This window comes from Lysinibacillus sp. A1 (assembly GCF_000801965.1).
Classification (GTDB): domain Bacteria; phylum Bacillota; class Bacilli; order Bacillales_A; family Planococcaceae; genus Lysinibacillus; species Lysinibacillus fusiformis.
Genome location: NZ_JSZM01000011.1, coordinates 339,127 through 355,806, shown reverse-complemented (window position 1 = coordinate 355,806; position 16,680 = coordinate 339,127). Strand labels below are relative to the sequence as shown.

Annotated in this window: 18 protein-coding genes and 1 pseudogene; all 19 read left to right on the top strand. The window is 32.5% G+C overall.

Going from position 1 to position 16,680, the window contains the following annotated elements:
• Positions 1 to 767 (top strand): annotated as a pseudogene (locus PI85_RS24420) (hypothetical protein); the annotation flags it as partial.
• A gap of 18 nt (positions 768 to 785) precedes the next feature.
• Complete coding sequence (locus PI85_RS09470) at positions 786 to 1,238, top strand: SUKH-3 domain-containing protein (RefSeq protein WP_025219951.1); 453 nt, start codon at positions 786 to 788, stop codon at positions 1,236 to 1,238.
• Positions 1,239 to 2,304: 1,066 nt separating this feature from the next.
• A complete protein-coding gene (locus tag PI85_RS09465; protein WP_036127004.1) occupies positions 2,305 to 2,523 on the top strand; it encodes a hypothetical protein in 219 nt (72 codons plus the stop codon).
• 8 nt (positions 2,524 to 2,531) lie between these two features.
• Positions 2,532 to 3,032, top strand: a complete 501-nt coding sequence (locus PI85_RS09460; RefSeq protein WP_144422572.1) for a hypothetical protein — start codon at positions 2,532 to 2,534, stop codon at positions 3,030 to 3,032.
• 478 nt (positions 3,033 to 3,510) lie between these two features.
• Positions 3,511 to 4,143, top strand: coding sequence for a hypothetical protein (locus PI85_RS09455; RefSeq protein ID WP_042737445.1), 633 nt, complete (start codon positions 3,511 to 3,513; stop codon positions 4,141 to 4,143).
• A 3-nt stretch (positions 4,144 to 4,146) separates the two neighbouring features.
• The gene (locus tag PI85_RS09450; RefSeq protein ID WP_036127000.1) at positions 4,147 to 4,875 is read left to right on the top strand and encodes a hypothetical protein; all 729 of its coding nucleotides are present in this window, start codon (positions 4,147 to 4,149) and stop codon (positions 4,873 to 4,875) included.
• Positions 4,876 to 5,338: 463 nt separating this feature from the next.
• Positions 5,339 to 5,536, top strand: coding sequence for a hypothetical protein (locus tag PI85_RS09445; protein WP_144422573.1), 198 nt, complete (start codon positions 5,339 to 5,341; stop codon positions 5,534 to 5,536).
• Positions 5,537 to 5,991: 455 nt separating this feature from the next.
• A complete protein-coding gene (gene imm47, locus PI85_RS09440) occupies positions 5,992 to 6,786 on the top strand; it encodes an Imm47 family immunity protein (protein WP_036126997.1) in 795 nt (264 codons plus the stop codon).
• Between the two features lie 413 nt (positions 6,787 to 7,199).
• Positions 7,200 to 7,529 carry a hypothetical protein gene (locus tag PI85_RS09435; protein ID WP_036126995.1) on the top strand — a complete coding sequence of 110 codons (330 nt, stop codon included), beginning with the start codon at positions 7,200 to 7,202 and terminating at the stop codon, positions 7,527 to 7,529.
• A gap of 13 nt (positions 7,530 to 7,542) precedes the next feature.
• Entirely contained in the window at positions 7,543 to 8,097 is a 555-nt protein-coding gene (locus tag PI85_RS09430; protein ID WP_036126994.1) for a colicin E3/pyocin S6 family cytotoxin, read from the top strand.
• Positions 8,098 to 8,110: 13 nt separating this feature from the next.
• Positions 8,111 to 8,656 (top strand): hypothetical protein, encoded by a 546-nt coding sequence (locus tag PI85_RS24525; RefSeq protein WP_036126992.1) that lies wholly within the window; start codon positions 8,111 to 8,113, stop codon positions 8,654 to 8,656.
• 485 nt (positions 8,657 to 9,141) lie between these two features.
• The gene (locus tag PI85_RS09420) at positions 9,142 to 9,522 is read left to right on the top strand and encodes a hypothetical protein (protein ID WP_036126989.1); all 381 of its coding nucleotides are present in this window, start codon (positions 9,142 to 9,144) and stop codon (positions 9,520 to 9,522) included.
• 839 nt (positions 9,523 to 10,361) lie between these two features.
• Positions 10,362 to 11,108 (top strand): deaminase domain-containing protein, encoded by a 747-nt coding sequence (locus PI85_RS24235; protein ID WP_200886562.1) that lies wholly within the window; start codon positions 10,362 to 10,364, stop codon positions 11,106 to 11,108.
• An 11-nt stretch (positions 11,109 to 11,119) separates the two neighbouring features.
• Positions 11,120 to 11,527 (top strand): hypothetical protein, encoded by a 408-nt coding sequence (locus PI85_RS09410; protein ID WP_036126988.1) that lies wholly within the window; start codon positions 11,120 to 11,122, stop codon positions 11,525 to 11,527.
• A 751-nt stretch (positions 11,528 to 12,278) separates the two neighbouring features.
• Positions 12,279 to 12,566: a hypothetical protein gene (locus PI85_RS09405; RefSeq protein WP_036126987.1), complete on the top strand. Its 288-nt coding sequence runs from the start codon at positions 12,279 to 12,281 to the stop codon at positions 12,564 to 12,566.
• 3 nt (positions 12,567 to 12,569) lie between these two features.
• Positions 12,570 to 12,992 (top strand): hypothetical protein, encoded by a 423-nt coding sequence (locus PI85_RS09400; protein ID WP_036126986.1) that lies wholly within the window; start codon positions 12,570 to 12,572, stop codon positions 12,990 to 12,992.
• 797 nt (positions 12,993 to 13,789) lie between these two features.
• Positions 13,790 to 14,881 (top strand): S-layer homology domain-containing protein, encoded by a 1,092-nt coding sequence (locus PI85_RS23565; protein WP_052059875.1) that lies wholly within the window; start codon positions 13,790 to 13,792, stop codon positions 14,879 to 14,881.
• The gene (locus PI85_RS09390) at positions 14,875 to 15,345 is read left to right on the top strand and encodes an SUKH-3 domain-containing protein (RefSeq protein ID WP_082011558.1); all 471 of its coding nucleotides are present in this window, start codon (positions 14,875 to 14,877) and stop codon (positions 15,343 to 15,345) included. The genes PI85_RS23565 and PI85_RS09390 overlap by 7 nt, the downstream gene beginning before the upstream one ends.
• Positions 15,346 to 15,728: 383 nt before the next feature.
• Positions 15,729 to 16,676, top strand: coding sequence for an ADP-ribosylglycohydrolase family protein (locus PI85_RS09385; protein ID WP_036126982.1), 948 nt, complete (start codon positions 15,729 to 15,731; stop codon positions 16,674 to 16,676).
• The last annotated feature ends 4 nt before the right edge of the window (positions 16,677 to 16,680 follow it).

Here is a 16,680-nt window from a genome sequence, read left to right as displayed (position 1 = left end):
AAGTCAAAAAGCAAGTAGTGAACGTGAAAACCCAGATACAATCCAAAGTAGCCGAAGTCAAACAGCAACTGCGTCAGATCCTGCGACCACCACAGCAGCGGGAGTTAGCAGGAGCAGATGTAGGCGTTAGATACATAGAGGATACAGGAACAGTTGGAAGAAACACAACAACTCCAAGTCCGAAACCGTCTAATACCCAACCATCACAAAATAGCTCGAATAAAAAGCCTACTGAGGATAAGGGTACGGGTAAAGGTGTACCTAAACCGGTTAGCATAGATGAAGCTAAGGGCATTGCTAGAACCAAGATTGCTCAAGAGAGGAATGAATTATTAGAAGGAAAATATATTGATCCAAATACTGGAGATATTTATATTCCACATGTTATGACTGCAGCAGTTAATCTTAAAACAGGCAGGGCATATATTGGGTATAATGGCAAAGGTGTTGACTTTAGAACGGGTAATGAAAGGTTTAATCCGACTGTTTCTGAATTGGATGACGAGGTAGTAATGTTGGTTGAAAAAACTAAAAACAGGGCATTAGAGGCCAGTAAGCAAGCAGGTGGGGAAGTCAAGGATAGCTTTGAAAAATGGACTGTAGATAATTGTGCTGAAGTTCAGGCAGTAAATCAAGCAGTGAAAGATGGTGCTAAAGTAGAAGATATCTTGCTAAGTACCATTGAAGTTTTGCCAAATAAATATAAAAAAGTATGTAAAAATTGTAAGGAAACTTTTGAAAACTTTTTTATTGATAATTTTAAATGAAAGTAGAGCGAGGAAAATATGGATAACTTTTCGGAAAAAACTTATAAAATTTTGAATGAGGCAGGATGGTACCAAAATAGAAAAATAGATATAAGTTCGACAGTCTTATTTTTAGAGAGTAAGGGCTTTCGAGTGGGTTCTGTTGTAAAAGAGGCATTAGAGCAATTCGGTGGATTGGAATATAAGTTTTCTGATGGGAATGATTTTGAAAATTTCATTATTATTCCAGAAGAGCAAATAGGAGATGGTGTTCAGAAAATACATTTCAAAAGGTATGATACCTTAATTGGAGAGTATTTGATAGTGATTGGTTCCGTATTTAGAAATAATGCAATACTGTTTATGTCGGAATCGGGAAAAGTTTATGGAGCACATGATGATTACTATATTTGGGAATTTGGAAGCGATATCTATGAAGCAATTAATAATCTATGTGAATGTAAAAAATTCAAATTGATACACGAACAATAGATTATTACAGCATATTGAAATATAGTTAGGTGATATTTTTTAATGATGAATACGCCACAATACAAGCTAACTGCCGTGTTGTGGTTTCTTTTTATTTCCGTCTTAACGCTAAAACGTAATCAAGCGTTTAGTAGCGTCTCCTAAAAAACACACTTAAAGACGAGCGAATCATTCATAATATGTTAAATCGTTGGTAGGATCACGTAATTGTTGCGTGGTCTTTTTTCTTTTTACGCAGACGATATGCGAAATTTAGCGAGGTATTATCTAGACGCACTAATAACTATTGAAATTTCGCAGGAACGCTCAAACGAAATCAAACGGCCATTGCTAGTAAGCGTTGGGGAGTTTCTTGCGAGGGAGTGGCATACGCGCTGATGTACGAATACTCATCGCTTTAGTGAAATAAAGTGTTATTGTATATAGATTAAACTATTTTCCATTTCTCGTAAATAAGACGTTTTAATACGCAATAAAAGGGGGGGCAAATATATTTTCACGGAAAAACGGACGAAATTAAAAACTATGGAAGATGGGGTCATGGGTGGTGACATTACCACTTTCAAAAAAGTCAAGGTTTGCGTTGGTACTGGATTGTAGTGGTCGAATATTTCATGGTGTGTACCGAAGTACAGAGATTTAACGTCAAATTCGGTCGAAGTAGCATCTCCAACGAGGTAACACTCGAATATGTTCAAAACGTTGGACCATTTAGTAGTGTTTACGTGGTATCTGATGACACCGCAAATAAACGTACCTACGCTTCTTGCGACGGAGGGAGGTTAAATATTGATGTTTAACTGTGAAGCTAAGGCGTAATAACGAATCACTGTATATGGACTTAACGATTATCTGCTTGGCATTTTGGCACGCATAAATATTTTTTCGCGGAAAAACGGACGAAAGTTCACGAAGTCGGGAGGTAAACATTATAAGAGCAATTGCAACAAAGCAATAAAATCAGATAGGAAAATTGAAGGAAGCGTTAATTGTCTACGTTGAAAGGAGAGGAAATTAAACCTTAAGGGATTTAGGCGTTCCAGTTAAAAAAGGGGATAAAGAAGGGATGAAAGAGTTCGTTTCATCAATCGTAAATGACTCAAAAAATCTCGCTAATTCGAAGCCTTTTCAGTGGAATACGGTCGACTCTGTAGACGCTTTTGTTAAGGGTGATGCAGTTGTTTTAGTTAATAGAAATACAAACGAAATATTGACTTTTTTAAATAAAAAAGGAGATCGCTTATCAAGTAAGTTGAAATCCGATTTAGATTTGATTAGAGAGTGAGGATGACTATGAATAACTATATAATATCTTTTACCAAAAAGTTTGGTTATTTTTTCGATAAAAAAGAAATCTCAAATATTATTTATTTACATGATGAGGATGATAATGAGAGATTAGACCATGTCCTTTTCTTCGAGAAAGATAATGGTAATGTTATAGGCTTGTATATAAGAGGTATGAATCCGTTAATCTCAGTGAATAGAGTCTACGATTTAGATGACTTTAATTTATTTTCTAGTTATGAAGGATTAATTGAATGCAAGGAAAATATAAAACTCAAAATAGAGTATATAGATTTGTTTTTTAGCACTCAATACAACGAACTATTGGGTTTCTATTTGGAGAATAACGATGCATCGAGTTCTATATTTATATTATTTTTACAAGATGAAATTTATATGGAAAAGGATTGTAGTAAATACGAGGCTAGTAGGATACTTGAAAACAGATTTTCGACTGAAGGTTTTATAACTTACGAAAAAAATGTGAGACCGACTGGAGACAATTAAACTTTTAAGAATTTGAATTAATAACTCATGAAGGCTAGACCATCAAGGAGTGCTATTTTAATAATTAAGCAATAAGAGCGAGAATAGGCGCGATGACAATTTATTTACAAGGACCACTATAATGTCAGGGACGAAACGCACGAGATTAAACACGCTAAAGGGTTTAAACTTTGAAACTGATATAAAAGATGTCAAACTGTCAGTATGAAAATAACTTATAAAACTTGCAAATATTATAACTTAGAAATTTTATAAATATATAGCACTTGATGGTCTTGAACAGGCGACAAGTGCTTTTTCATATTTTTATCTAATACTATGTAAGACATTCTTCATTTTTACAAGTGGGAGAATTGGTTTAAGACGAAGTAACCTATGGCATGAATGGCAGGAAAAGGGTATCTGTGAAGGTGCTCAAAAAGCGAATAAAGGTCTCTTAGGCAGTGTAAAAGAAAAAGTCAACAAGCAAATCTCGAACGTGAAAACCCAGATACAATCCAAAGCAGCCGAAATCAAGCAGCAACTGCGTCAGCTGGGATCACCACAGCTGGAGTTAGCTGGTGTGAACGTTGGACGAATAAATGATACAGGAACAGTTGGAAGAAACACAACAACTCCAAGTCCGAAACCATCTAATACCCAACCATCACAAAATGGCTCGAATAAAAAGCCTACCGAGGATAAGGGTACGGGTAAAGGTGGTACACCAAAAGGTTTTGAAAAGCAAGCTAAATCAGCAAATGATATTAGTAAAAAAGCCAATGAAGGAAAAATTAAATATGCAAGTAACTATCATGTTAGACTTGGAAAAGAAAAAGAATTGGAAATATTATCGAATCCTGATTCGGTTTATGTTGCAGGTAATAATTCACAGAATCTAATTTATATGAAGGGAGGAAATGTAGTAATAGTTGAATGTAAAGGCAGTCATAAAGGAAATACAATTACAAGTTATGGATCTGATGGAGCAAGAGGAGAAAGTGGTGCTGCAATCTTTGGTGGTAAGCCCACAGACCCTGGAAAGCCCGTCACACATGACGCAATTGTAAATGGAACTATTCCAACTCCAAGTGGGGGGACCATGCCACCTGCTACGCAAATATTACCGTAAAATATGAAAATAAATATTAATAATATACAAATTATAAGTAATACTGATGTAAGATGGTACTTATCGAGTCAAATTATATGGATTGGTAAAGAGAAAAATTACGACGAAATTGAAGAATTAATAAATAAAAGTTATGGAAGTTTTGAATGGCTCTGGTCTGATTCAGATACTATATTATTTAATAAGGAAGATTTGAATTTTATAGGAGCAGTAATAAAGTTAAACGAACCAATAATAGTAAAAAGTGGGAAAATGGATAAAGTCTTATTAGAAGAGAGAGAGGGGAACATCAAAATAAGTGAAGAAAGGAATTTCGAATGTAATTTATCGGATTTTACCGAGTACTATATTGAAGAGGATAATTTACTATCCTATTCTGAAAAATGGGACAGAGCAAACCTTTCCATTGAAGTAAAGATAACCTCAGACTTTTCTGTTCTTTTACAGAATAATGAGATGGTGGGAATTTTGATTTATAATGCTAGTAATCATTTAATACCAGATGTAGTTTACCAAGTTGATGCAAATGAAAATATTGATTCGAACTTATGTATAAAGCTAGGTAGATTTTTTGAATTAATTGAAAAAATCGATAACGATGATTTAACTCACCATGAAGAATTAGAATTAAAAAAAGCATTTTTAGAAATTTACGAAGAAGTATTGCCCTATAATGAACTAAGTTATGTTGCATTAAAAGATACTATAGTAAATGTAGTTGACTATTTGTAATATTGGAAAAGTCAATATATTCTATGATATTGGATGGGATAGGTGAATTAATAACTCATGAAGATTAGGCCATCAAAGAGTGCTATTTTAACAATAAAGCAATAAGAGCGAGAATAGGCGAGATGACATTTTACTTACAAGGACCACTTATGGATGTCATAAGCACCTAACAATCGAGATTAAACAAGCAAACGGGGTTTAAACGTTACACTTGTCATTAGTAAAAAGATATCATACTGTCAATACTAAAATAACTTATAAAACTTGCAAATATTAATAAACTTATAAAATTTATAAACTTAAAGCACTTTATCGTTTATAACAGGCGACAAGTGCTTTTTTGCATGTTTAAATACGTAAATTGAAAAGATTACGATGTAAGGGCATCAGTAAAAGTGCTCAAAAAGCGAATAAAGTTCTCTTATGCAATGTAAAAGAAAAAGTCAACAAGCAAGTCTCAAACGTGAAAACGCAGATCCCATCCAAAGTAGATGAAGTCAAACAGCAACTGCGTCAGCTGGGATCACCACAGCTGGAGTTAGCTGGTGTGAACATTGGAAGAATAAAGGATACTGGAACAGTAGGAAGAAAGATAACAACTTCAAGTCCGAAGCCATCTAATTCCCAACCACGAAAATGGCTCGAATATAAAGCCTGCTGAGGGTACGGGTTATAATTCTTCAGGTAAGGATGTTTATGGACCTTATTATGGTGAGGCGAAAAATTTACACGAAACTAAGCCTGATTGGTATCCTAACCCTGATGAATCTAAAATAGTAAAGGGAAAAGAACTAAAAGAAGCAAGAGTAGATTATCAAACGTTGGTTAGAAGAGGGGAACTTGAAAAAGGTCATCATAAGCAAGATTTATCTTTTAATGGAGAGAATGTAAGTTCAAATATTAAAAAGACAGTAGAAACGACTATTCTTCAAAGAAATTGATGAATTAGAATTTGGATTATTATCATGAATTGGGTAATGGTAAAGAAAATGCTAATATACTAAAAATACATGAGTATTAGAAGTGGATAATTGTATTTGGTAATAATCCTCAACATACGGAAGTTACTGTTTTTTTGAAATGGCAAAAGATAATTCATTGAAAGTAGGTGCATCTATGGGAGAAACGGGAAATCTTATGAATAGTATATGGTTTGGAGAAAAAACAACTTTAGACAAATCAGAAATTAAAGCAAAAATTTTGAATTCAGTAACGGAAAAGGAAGTTATATTTAATTTAATTGAATTATTTAAAATAGGTGATTTTACTCAAAAACCATTATTGTTCCAATTAATGAATCAAACTAGAAATGAATCGGTTTTGAATTTATGTATTAGAATGTCCTTAGCTGTTGCAACACATGATGATTTAAGGGATTCGAATAATCTACGTTTTCTTAGTGAGATAAACGAAGAAACAGTAAACACTTTTGCATCAGCAGCCGTAACATCACTTTCTATCGATATAATTCCATATTTATTGGCTTTACTTGAAGAATGGGATGAAATCAGTGATACAGCTATTATTATAAGGGATTCTATTGATTCTTTTATTAACTTTGAGGAACAAATTGGTGAAGATGCAACTATAGATGAAATTGGGAATTTCTATTTTAATTATTCTGAGGAAATGGATACAGAGAGTTATTATTTCCAACAAAATTTAGTCTTTCCTGGCGACTTAGCTAAAAAGTTGATACATCGTGTTTTGATTGCTGCGAATAATGAGGAGCCATTAAAAATGGAATTAATACCCTCTTTATTATCAATTTGGTCCGGTGAAAAAGTACCTGGGGACTACAATACTGTCATAAATGCGAGTAATTATAAAGATTTTATTGGCTATATTGATAGACTTTCAAGTGGAAACTGGGAAAAAGGACAAAAATATTTTTATGGATATATGCTTTAACTATAATATATAAAAATTAACCAGTTTAAATAATTCAAAGTTTATATACAAGTGTATTAGACTTGATTCTAAAGGCAGAGAAAGAAGAAGTTAAAAGAACAAGAGAAAAAGCAATCTATGAACATATGAATATTCATAGAGATTTTATTAACTTGATATTAATGAGATAAAACATGAAAATTAGGTATTTTAGATATTCCTTATGAACAACTTATAGAAGAAAACAAGACGAGTTATCTGAACGAATAAATCTCATTTTAACTAGGTTAAACTCATAAAATTGTTATTATTGGTAAACTCTAGCCCTTAAACCGTACGGTTTAGGGCTTTTATTAATTGAAATTAGGAAAAATAACAGTTTAAACTTTTCGAAAGCCCGGAAGCTAAAAAATAGTTTATCCAAGAGTAAATTGGTGAAACGGGCGAAGAAGGCCATTAAAAAAGCGGTCCTGACCACGAAAAAGGTTGTGAAAAAAGCTGCACAAGCAACCAAGAAACCAACGAATAGTTCAAGTACAAAGGTAAAAACTCCGTCAGGGGATAAAAACAGGATAACAAGTGAAGCCGAACTAAAAGCCCTATTAGATGAGCACAGAAAAACGAGAGTTATCGGCAGTGATGGTGAACCAATCACAACACTTGCAGATAAACGCAAGGTCTTAAGTGCAGAATCAACTGTCACTCCAGATGGCCTATATCCTTATGTGATGCTAGGCTCCAAAATGTCATATGCCCTTTATTGAGGATTATCTCAAAGTGTCTGATGCAAATGCGCCAATTAAAGAAAATTTTGAAGCATCAGTCTCATTAATTAACCCTGTTAGGAAAGTGAAAAAGGGCGAAGAAGTATTAGAAAACGTACGAAATTGGGAAAAGGTAATAGAAGAAACCTACGATCTTGCCAATAATAGCAAAAAGGCAAAGGATGCAAAGTCCATCCAAAAAGAAATCGATCAACTAGGCGAGTATGTGAAGAAGCTTGATAAGGGTACGGGTGAATTTGATGTAGCTTCCTTTGAGAAAAATATTAATCATATGAATGTTAATGAAAAAGTAGCAACAATAAAAACAACTGCGATTGATATAGCAAATCAACGGGGGTGGAAGAAAGATTCTAAATTAACCAAACTAAACGGTGGTAGAACTGTTTACTACGATAATAAAACAGGAAATTACTATGCTTTAGACACACAACATGGTAGATTTGAGGTAATTAACAAAAAGGGCAAACATCAAGGAGAAGTAGATTTTAACTTAAATCCTACTAAACCAGTTGACAAATCTGGTGGTCACGATTTGAAGGTAAAATAAGGAGAGAAATGGAATGAACGATGTAATAACTAAAACTATTGATAAGTACTATAGAAAAAAAGATTTATCTGAATATCTTTCAAAATGTCAAAAAGTATTCTTTTTACCTGAGGAAGTAAAGGACTTTATTGAAAATAATAATATTTCAATAACTGAAATGAACAATGGAGAAATATGGCCGTCATCTAGTATAATTTTTGAGTATGAAAAGTATATTAAGGGGGAATTTGAAGTTATATATAATAGTAGATTGATGATTTCTAAAATTGCTCCTGTATTTTATATACACCATGAGTTTGAAGTTGTGAATAAAGATGTGAATGGTATTAACCCCACACTGGATGGTTTTGATACTCAACCATATAACTATATACAAGCAGAGCTAGAATTATTAGTCAAAAACTATTTTATTGAAAAGGAATTTACTCAATTATCCTTTAGGGAAATGAATGAAGTAGTTAGTGAATTAGAGTTTAGTAAGGGAATTACATTTTTTGGTTCGCAAGTTACAGTGGAACATGCTTTGTTTTTTGATATTTTAGATATTTGTCCCGAGTAGTTTCCACAATTGAATTCTCTTAAAATATGCATTTAATTTGACAGATGATCAAACTAAAAAAATAGTAGTACAAACCAAGTATAGGTTTGTACTACTATTTTTGGGTTAAATAATAATGGCTAGGGTAGCTGTATTCCGGTTATTTCAGTAAAATAAGGAGGAAACTATATGGATGTAATAAAAAAATTTTAGATATTGAAATTTCTGATCAAGTGATGTACGAAGAAATTTAAATCGATTTACTTAATTTTTTTATTTACTTAGAGTATGTTTTTCTTAATGATGGACATAGGGAGATTTCATGTTGTACTTCAATATGCAGGGATGATTTAAATACAAAAATTAATGAATATGCCATTAGGTACGGTACACATTAAAAAGTTGGAAATTTAATATTTAATCTGTGTTGAAAGGTTTTGTAACTAAAATAAACTACTGCAATAGGGTAAGGAATTCAAGTATAATTTTTTTGAGGAGAAAGAGAAATGATAAATGAGTGGTATGAAGGAACAGCGTTACAAAATAAAATTCCTAATTTCAAATCAACTGATGTTAAATTTATTACTGATTTCCATTATTTTATTGGATACAATTCTTATTATGATCAAGTTTCATTTTTAGAAATTAGCTTTTTATTAGAAGTCGATAGTCGGAAGTTTATTTTGAAAATGAAGTTTAATGATGTTACTACTTTAGATTTATTAGGATTTGGAAATAGTTATAATCAAATAACAGGCTTTAGAATTAATAATTTAAAAGATAAAGGTTTTGAATTACCAAAAAAATATTTAGTAGAAGATTATGAGAATAACATTATTAAGTTTTTCTGTGCAAGCTTTGAAGTGTTGTCATTAGTTGAAATATAAAAAGGGGTCCGTTCTTAATAATAAGATTACTATTTTACTTGCTGCAATTCTATTATTATGAGAGTTTACACATGTAGTACTATCATGGGGTTTTATTTTACATCTGATAGGAAAAGAAACGTGAGAACAGAGCAAAATGAAGTTTTTAAGTTAAATGAAGCTATGATACAAATGTGAATGAAAAAGTACATTGCGATATATACAGATATAATATGACAGAGTCATTAAAATTTGATTAAGGTGAAAAATTTTTGAATTTGAATTAAAAACTCATGAAGGTAGGCCATCAAGAGATGTTATTTTGATACTAATGTAATAAGAGTGAGAATAGGCGAGATGACATATTACTTACAAGGGCCACTTATAGATGGAATTATTAACAACACACGAGATTAAACAAGCTAAAGAGTTTAAACGTTACCCTTTCCAAATAGTATAAATGATGTCAATACTGTCGATATAAAAATAACTTATAAAACTTGCAAATATTAAAACTTAGAAAATATATAAATTTGAAGCACTTGATTGTCTATCGACAGGTGCTTTTTTGTATTTCTATATATTACATTTATGTATAGTATTGTATATTTTTACGAATTAGTATTATGGAGACAAGGAAGGTCAAAGTGGCACTCTAATTTGCGAAAACGGCTGTGAAGGAAATTAAAAATCCAGTTGTTAAGTCATTCAATAGCTTCAAGGAAATCGGTTAAGATTTCAAAAACTGATTAGATTTAAGAGCCAATAAAGCACTTAACTCCCCATCTGATTTTGCAAATTATCTTACACTAGGTGCAGTAGATGGCATTTGGTCAGGTGCAAAAAGTAGAAAAGATAAGATGTTCAATTCACCATCTGATTTTTTAAATTATGCAACATCAGGCTTGACGGACATGGTAAAAGGTTCGGTGAACCCGAAAGACCCACTATCGAAAGAGCATTGGATAGATAGTTTTGGCGTAGCCACGTCAGTGTTGGGAGTTAAAGGGGTGTCTAGTACAAAACCTACTGGAGTAACAAGTGGTAAGACTAATAGCAGCAGTTCGAGTAGTAAGGGTACTGTTGAAAATAGTTTACCTAATCGGACAATAGATAATTTATATGATAAAACTCAAAATGTTAGAAGCGATATTAACAGAGAAATAGAAAAAAAAATAAGAAATTCCGATGATTACAAAAATCTCTCAAAAACACAGAAAAACAAGCTTGATAAAAAACTAGATAAATTAACTTATGGAAACGTTGCTGTAGCAGAAGTAACCATTCCTGGTGTTAAAAAGGAGTTTCAAGCGCATAGTCAAATCCATTCCTCTGATAGCATGGGTAGTAACTTAGGAGATTTTACTTTTTCAAAAGAAACAAAGTCGTTTAAAACCTATGTTGAAGATAGATTTCCTCGTCTTAATGATACTGAGGCTAAAATACTTGAAGATATTTCTTCTCAGATAAAAGATCCTAATGTTCCTGGTAAAATAGATTTATATACAGAATTGGATGCCTGTCAAAGTTGTACAAATTTAATTATGGAATTTAGACGTAAGTTCCCCAATATTGAGCTTAATGTTTATTCCGAAAATATGAGATAAGGACTGATAATATGAGCATAACAAGCTATGAAAGAATAAAAAATTCTATAATGTTGGACTTTGAGGAATATATTGAAGAAGAGGGATTAAATGTTGCGCAGGTTTCAGCGAAAATTTTAGAAGAAGATTGGAGAAGAGTAAATGTTAGTTTGTTTACTAAAACATTATATTTTGTTTCTATTGCAATAGAGAGTTTGAAATATAAAGAAATTGCTGATTTTATATATTCTAAACTGGATAGTTATCTTGAAAACATTAAATTTGAAGAACATATAGATAAAAATGATATCGAAAAGCTGTTACAAGACACTCAAATTTGTAAAAAGTTAATTGATAATAAAGATGAATATAAAATCAGGAACACAAGCGATTCTACTAAAGCAGGAGTAGACTACATCTTAAGATTGAAAGTTGATTAATTTTAGTGCTGAATAGGTGGTTGCTACGATCAAATTTTGTAGGGGCTATCCAGTGCCGTATGAATTCATCATTCAACCAATAACACATATAACCCATGTAATACTTGTATAAAGATATCATTATTTCTTTTGTATGTACATCAGTGCTTTAATCTTATAACCTAAATAACGCTATTCTATTATATTAAATAGGTCGATTATAGTCAGAACTATGATTGACCTGTTTTTTATCTTCGTTTTCTCGCAGTTTTTGAAATCAATCGCAACTAAAAAGCAGGATATTCCGGCCACTATACTGTCAGGACATAACTTAACATTTCACAATAGTTGCAGTCGATGAACGGAATAAGCACTGTTACAGCAATGTTTACTTTCTTCATTGGCCGAACAAATCCGAGAATACGGTTTTGCAGGAATCGCTCCTATCCGTTTTAGTTAAGGTGATAAGGGAAAAGACCAAGCTAGCGTATGAATGAGTTCTACAAACAGAAGCTAGCAGAAGGCAAGCCCAAGAAGCAAGCCATAGTATGTGTCATGGAAATGCTTGTAAACATCATGTACAACATCATCGGGGCAACTCTAATAGAGCGTCAAGCAAGCAGATATAATGGTGGTAATTGGGAGAACCGATTGCCATCTTCTTAATTTTAAGTTTAAGATTACAACTTAGGGTACGGGTAATATCGGAAATCAGACCAGAGATCAGGCCAGACATACTGCTCAAAATCTACTGAAAAATGGAGAAGTTAGTATGTCAAATTTGGAATCGATGATTCCTTCGAATATTCCAAATACATTTAAACCAACCGATACTATTACTGATGGTGCAAAATATGAATTTACACTTGCCGATGGACAAAAGGCTATTATTCGATGGCATTCTCCAGACCCTGTAGCGGCAAGCAAATATCCAGAATCAGCGTCAGGTTCAAGATGGACTACACAGATAAAAATCGGAAATAAACAGCTAAAATCTGACGGAACATGGACAAAAAATCAATCTTTAAATGAGGTTCATATTCCAATAGAAGGGAAATAAAATATGGATATAAATGAAATTAAGAACCTACCTGATCGAATACCAACTGGAACACTAATATCAATGTTTCAAAATGTATTAGATCAATTTAGAAATAATAAAATTGAAAAAGATGGTTTTTTATTAATACTCAGTCAACTAACAGACCGGCAAGTTATGACATACGAGTTATTAAGAAGTGATATAAGAAATGATATTGATAGAACTCTCTCTAGATTATGGAATACAGATTCCTATGATGAAGTAGATATTATTCTTTCTATTGTAGTAAATCTCGGTTTAGAGATTTGCTTTAATAAAATAAAAGAATCATTGGAACATTATAAGGATATAGATAAATCAATTCTAGATGAAATACAGGAAACAATAGATGAAGTAGGTGAGAATATCTCTAATCCGTATTATAGTTTGGAAAAATTTAAATAGTCTGTTACTAGTGTGAATACCAAAAACAAAATTTACAATGGTTAAAATGGATCTTTAATTACTATCTTCCCTAGATTAAAGATATCAAGACTTAAATTTAAAGAAAAGTATACAATTGCTCAGGGGTACATTGATTAAATTTGGGGGTATCAGTGTTTTGAATCCTAAAGTTTCTTTAGAAGAAACTAATAATGAATTTTTATAGCTAGTGTAATTAATCCTGATTCGAAGCAAACCTTGATTGGCTATAAGCTTTTCAAGGTTTTTTAATTATACTGAAAACTGCCTAGAATTAAGGGGACTGTAAAAGAAATTAAAAATGATGGCTTGTATGTTCATGTGATATGGGACAAGTCTCAACATCCAAGTAGTATTAAAGGTATAGGCGTGAATTGGCTGGTTTCCAACATACAAGCAGCTAAATGAAAGAGAGGGAAAATATATGTATAACAGGATGTCTTGCGTTAATACGTCTAATAAATCTTTCAATTCTCAGATCGCGTCAACCACATCTTCAAGTGAATGCAGGATTTAATTATGACCAAAAAATCAGGATTGTTTGATGTAGAAATATCAATGAAAACCAAAGAACCTCCTTTATCAAAGAAAATAGGAATGTCAAAGCTGCATTCCCGGAAATAGCCACATAATTTATGACTTTTTATTTACTTCTAAACATAGACAATACTCTACTTTTTATGGCATATTTTTCTTGTATATGATAATATTATACCGTAACATGAGAAAAAAGAATTAAAAGCAAAATAGGTTTTAATAGTACAATAGGAGGGAGATTTATGAAAATAAGATTAGTATTAAGTTTGGCTTTAATTTTTATGATAGTATTATCTTCTTTAATATTTAATGTAGAAGCTAAAGCAAAATACGAAGGACGTAAGCCAGTAAGTGCAAGCTTTAAAGAAATTGTTTACTTAGAAGATAAAGGTTTATTACTTTATCCTGCAGATACATTTGATACTTTTGCTAAATTTACAGCGAGTAGAACTGAAACAATTTCAATGATAGCATTATCGTTAAATTTAGATGCAACTAGGAGAGATACTGTTTTTTTTGATATTCCTAAGGAATATGATCAAAGTGGTTTAATACAATCTGCATTTGAAAAAGGGATTGTCACAGGATACACGGATGGAACATTTAAACCTGCTGCATATGTAACAAGAGAGGAGTTAGCTGTATTTATTGATAGAGCATACGGAAAATATTTACCGAATAATGCAAAATTAGAATTTAAAGATGTGCCGAATACACGTAGTTCATACAATTCGATAAAAAAACTAGTTGGGGCAGGAATTGCAGCGGGTTATAGTGATGGAACATTTAAACCTAAAGGATTACTCACAAATGAAGAATTAGCAATTTTTATGTATAGAACTATTACGTATTTAGAAGGTAAAGGACTTGTGTTTAAGGAAGCATCAAATACTGATTATGAAGATTCTGGTATTAACTGGGGAATGTCGTATGATTCTGTATATACGTATGTGAAAAATAATATTACTAGTTCTACGGAGAACGCTAGGATTATTACAAATAGAGCAAGATATAATTTATCAGGAACAACGTATTACTTTTTTGATGATAACAATAGATTAAATTATTTTTGGCATGAATTTGATTGGAAAAATGAGGAAAATTTACCTAACACAGTACCTGAACTTCATAACATGTATGAAGAAAAAGTGATAGAGGAATTTGGTGTACCGGATTTAACAAATACAATCAATAATTCTAGTTTATTAACGTATTATTCTGCTTGGGATGAGGGTATATACTATGTAACATTAGAAACTACTAAGTATGCCGATGGAAAAGTTAAAGTGATAATGAGTTTTTTCGACAGCAAAAAAGATAAAGACTTATTTTAGGAGATAGAGCAAACTGCTCTATCTTTTTTTGTTGCCATGGAGACATATTACTACAAGCAGGATGGAATCCCAATAATAAAGTTGAATTAACAGAAACAGTAAAGTTTTTAGAAGCGATGGGGTATCAAGTGTTTAATGCGGCGGTTGATGCTTTAAGTCAATTTGGTGGGGGTGAATATAAATTCAAGCATCCGGATGGAAGTTTGGAAACCTTTCATTTTAGCCCAGAAGAAGCTATTGGGGATTATTATGAAAAAGAAGACTTTGAGGAATTTGAGGTACGAGTGAAAGAGCCGCTCGTAGTAATTGGGGAAGCATACCGAGGGAATTTAATAATGTTTATCTCGATATCTGGTAAGGTCTTTGGGAAAAATGGGTATTCAATATTTAAGTTTGGAGATGACATGTTCGAGGCACTGGACACTCTTTGCTTATTAAGAAAACCAGCAGAAATAGAAAAATGAAGTTTTGTCATTCTATGAATGGCGTTGCCAACATGAGAAAAGCTAGCCTGTGTCGCATGAAACCTATCATCCTTTAATATTTTCAAAAATTAAGGTGTGTATACAGATAGTTTGGGAAATTAGTGTTATAGCGTTATATTAAACTGATCAATTATAATTAGATATCACATAATAGATCTTTTTTGAGTAGTTTATTAATATTCTTTGACTGGCTATCCGCCTTTCAAGTTTTTTCATAATGGAATTGTGGTAAAAAACAATCTAATATTTGAATCTAAATTCATAAGGGCTGGGCTGAGTGGCTAGTGAAATAGTGTAAACCAGAAAAAGTTAGAGTCTACTTTATAGTATGTTTGATTTAGAGAAGGGGGACATGTAATCCTATGGTAGAAGTAAAGTTGAGAGAACGATTGTTTGCCACTTTATATGGTGGGATCATTGGTGATTTGATGGGCGTACCTGTCGAGTTTAAGAAGCGAGGGACTTTCCATGTAGAGGATGTGATAGGGTATGGTACTTACAATCAACCACCTGGCACCTGGTCAGATGATACTTCTTTAACGCTATGTTTAGTCGAAAACATGATTGAAAAAGGCGATACACGAAGCTTAATGGATAAGTTTGTACGATATATGGAGCAAGGCTATCTGACACCTTTTGGGGAAATGTTTGATATTGGTATTACTACTGCTGACGCTGTGTCTAGCTATAAAAAGGGAGTTTTACCTGAGCATTGTGGGAAAACGGGTGAGTTTGATAATGGCAACGGAACGCTGATGAGGATTGCGCCTTTAGTATTTGTATTGATAAATGAAGGTGATTTTAAGGAAAGAAAAGCATTGGTTCAGCAATATACCATGATCACACATGGACATCCACGTTCAATAGTAGGGTCTATCATTTATATTGAGTTATTATTAAGCTTATACCGAAACAATTCGCTTGAGTTTGCATTAAATGAGGTATTTAACTTGCTGCACAATAATTTACAGCATGAATTGCATACAGAGTTAAATGCCTACAGTAGAATTTTTGATGAGAACTTTTTAAGTATCTATGAAGATGAAATTAAATCAAGCGGTTATATTGTCCACTCACTTGAGGCAGCTATATGGAGTGTTGGTCATGCATCTACCTTCAAAGAAGCTATTTTAAAGGCAGTCAATTTGGGAGAAGATACGGATACAATAGCGGCAATAACGGGAGCTTTAGCAGGTATGTGTCATCAAATGAACGGAATTCCAGAAGATTGGTTGAACGCAATAGTAAAAAAACAAGAGATTGATAATTTAATCGAAGCTTTTTATGAGTTTTGTTTTGCAAAGATATGAAAAA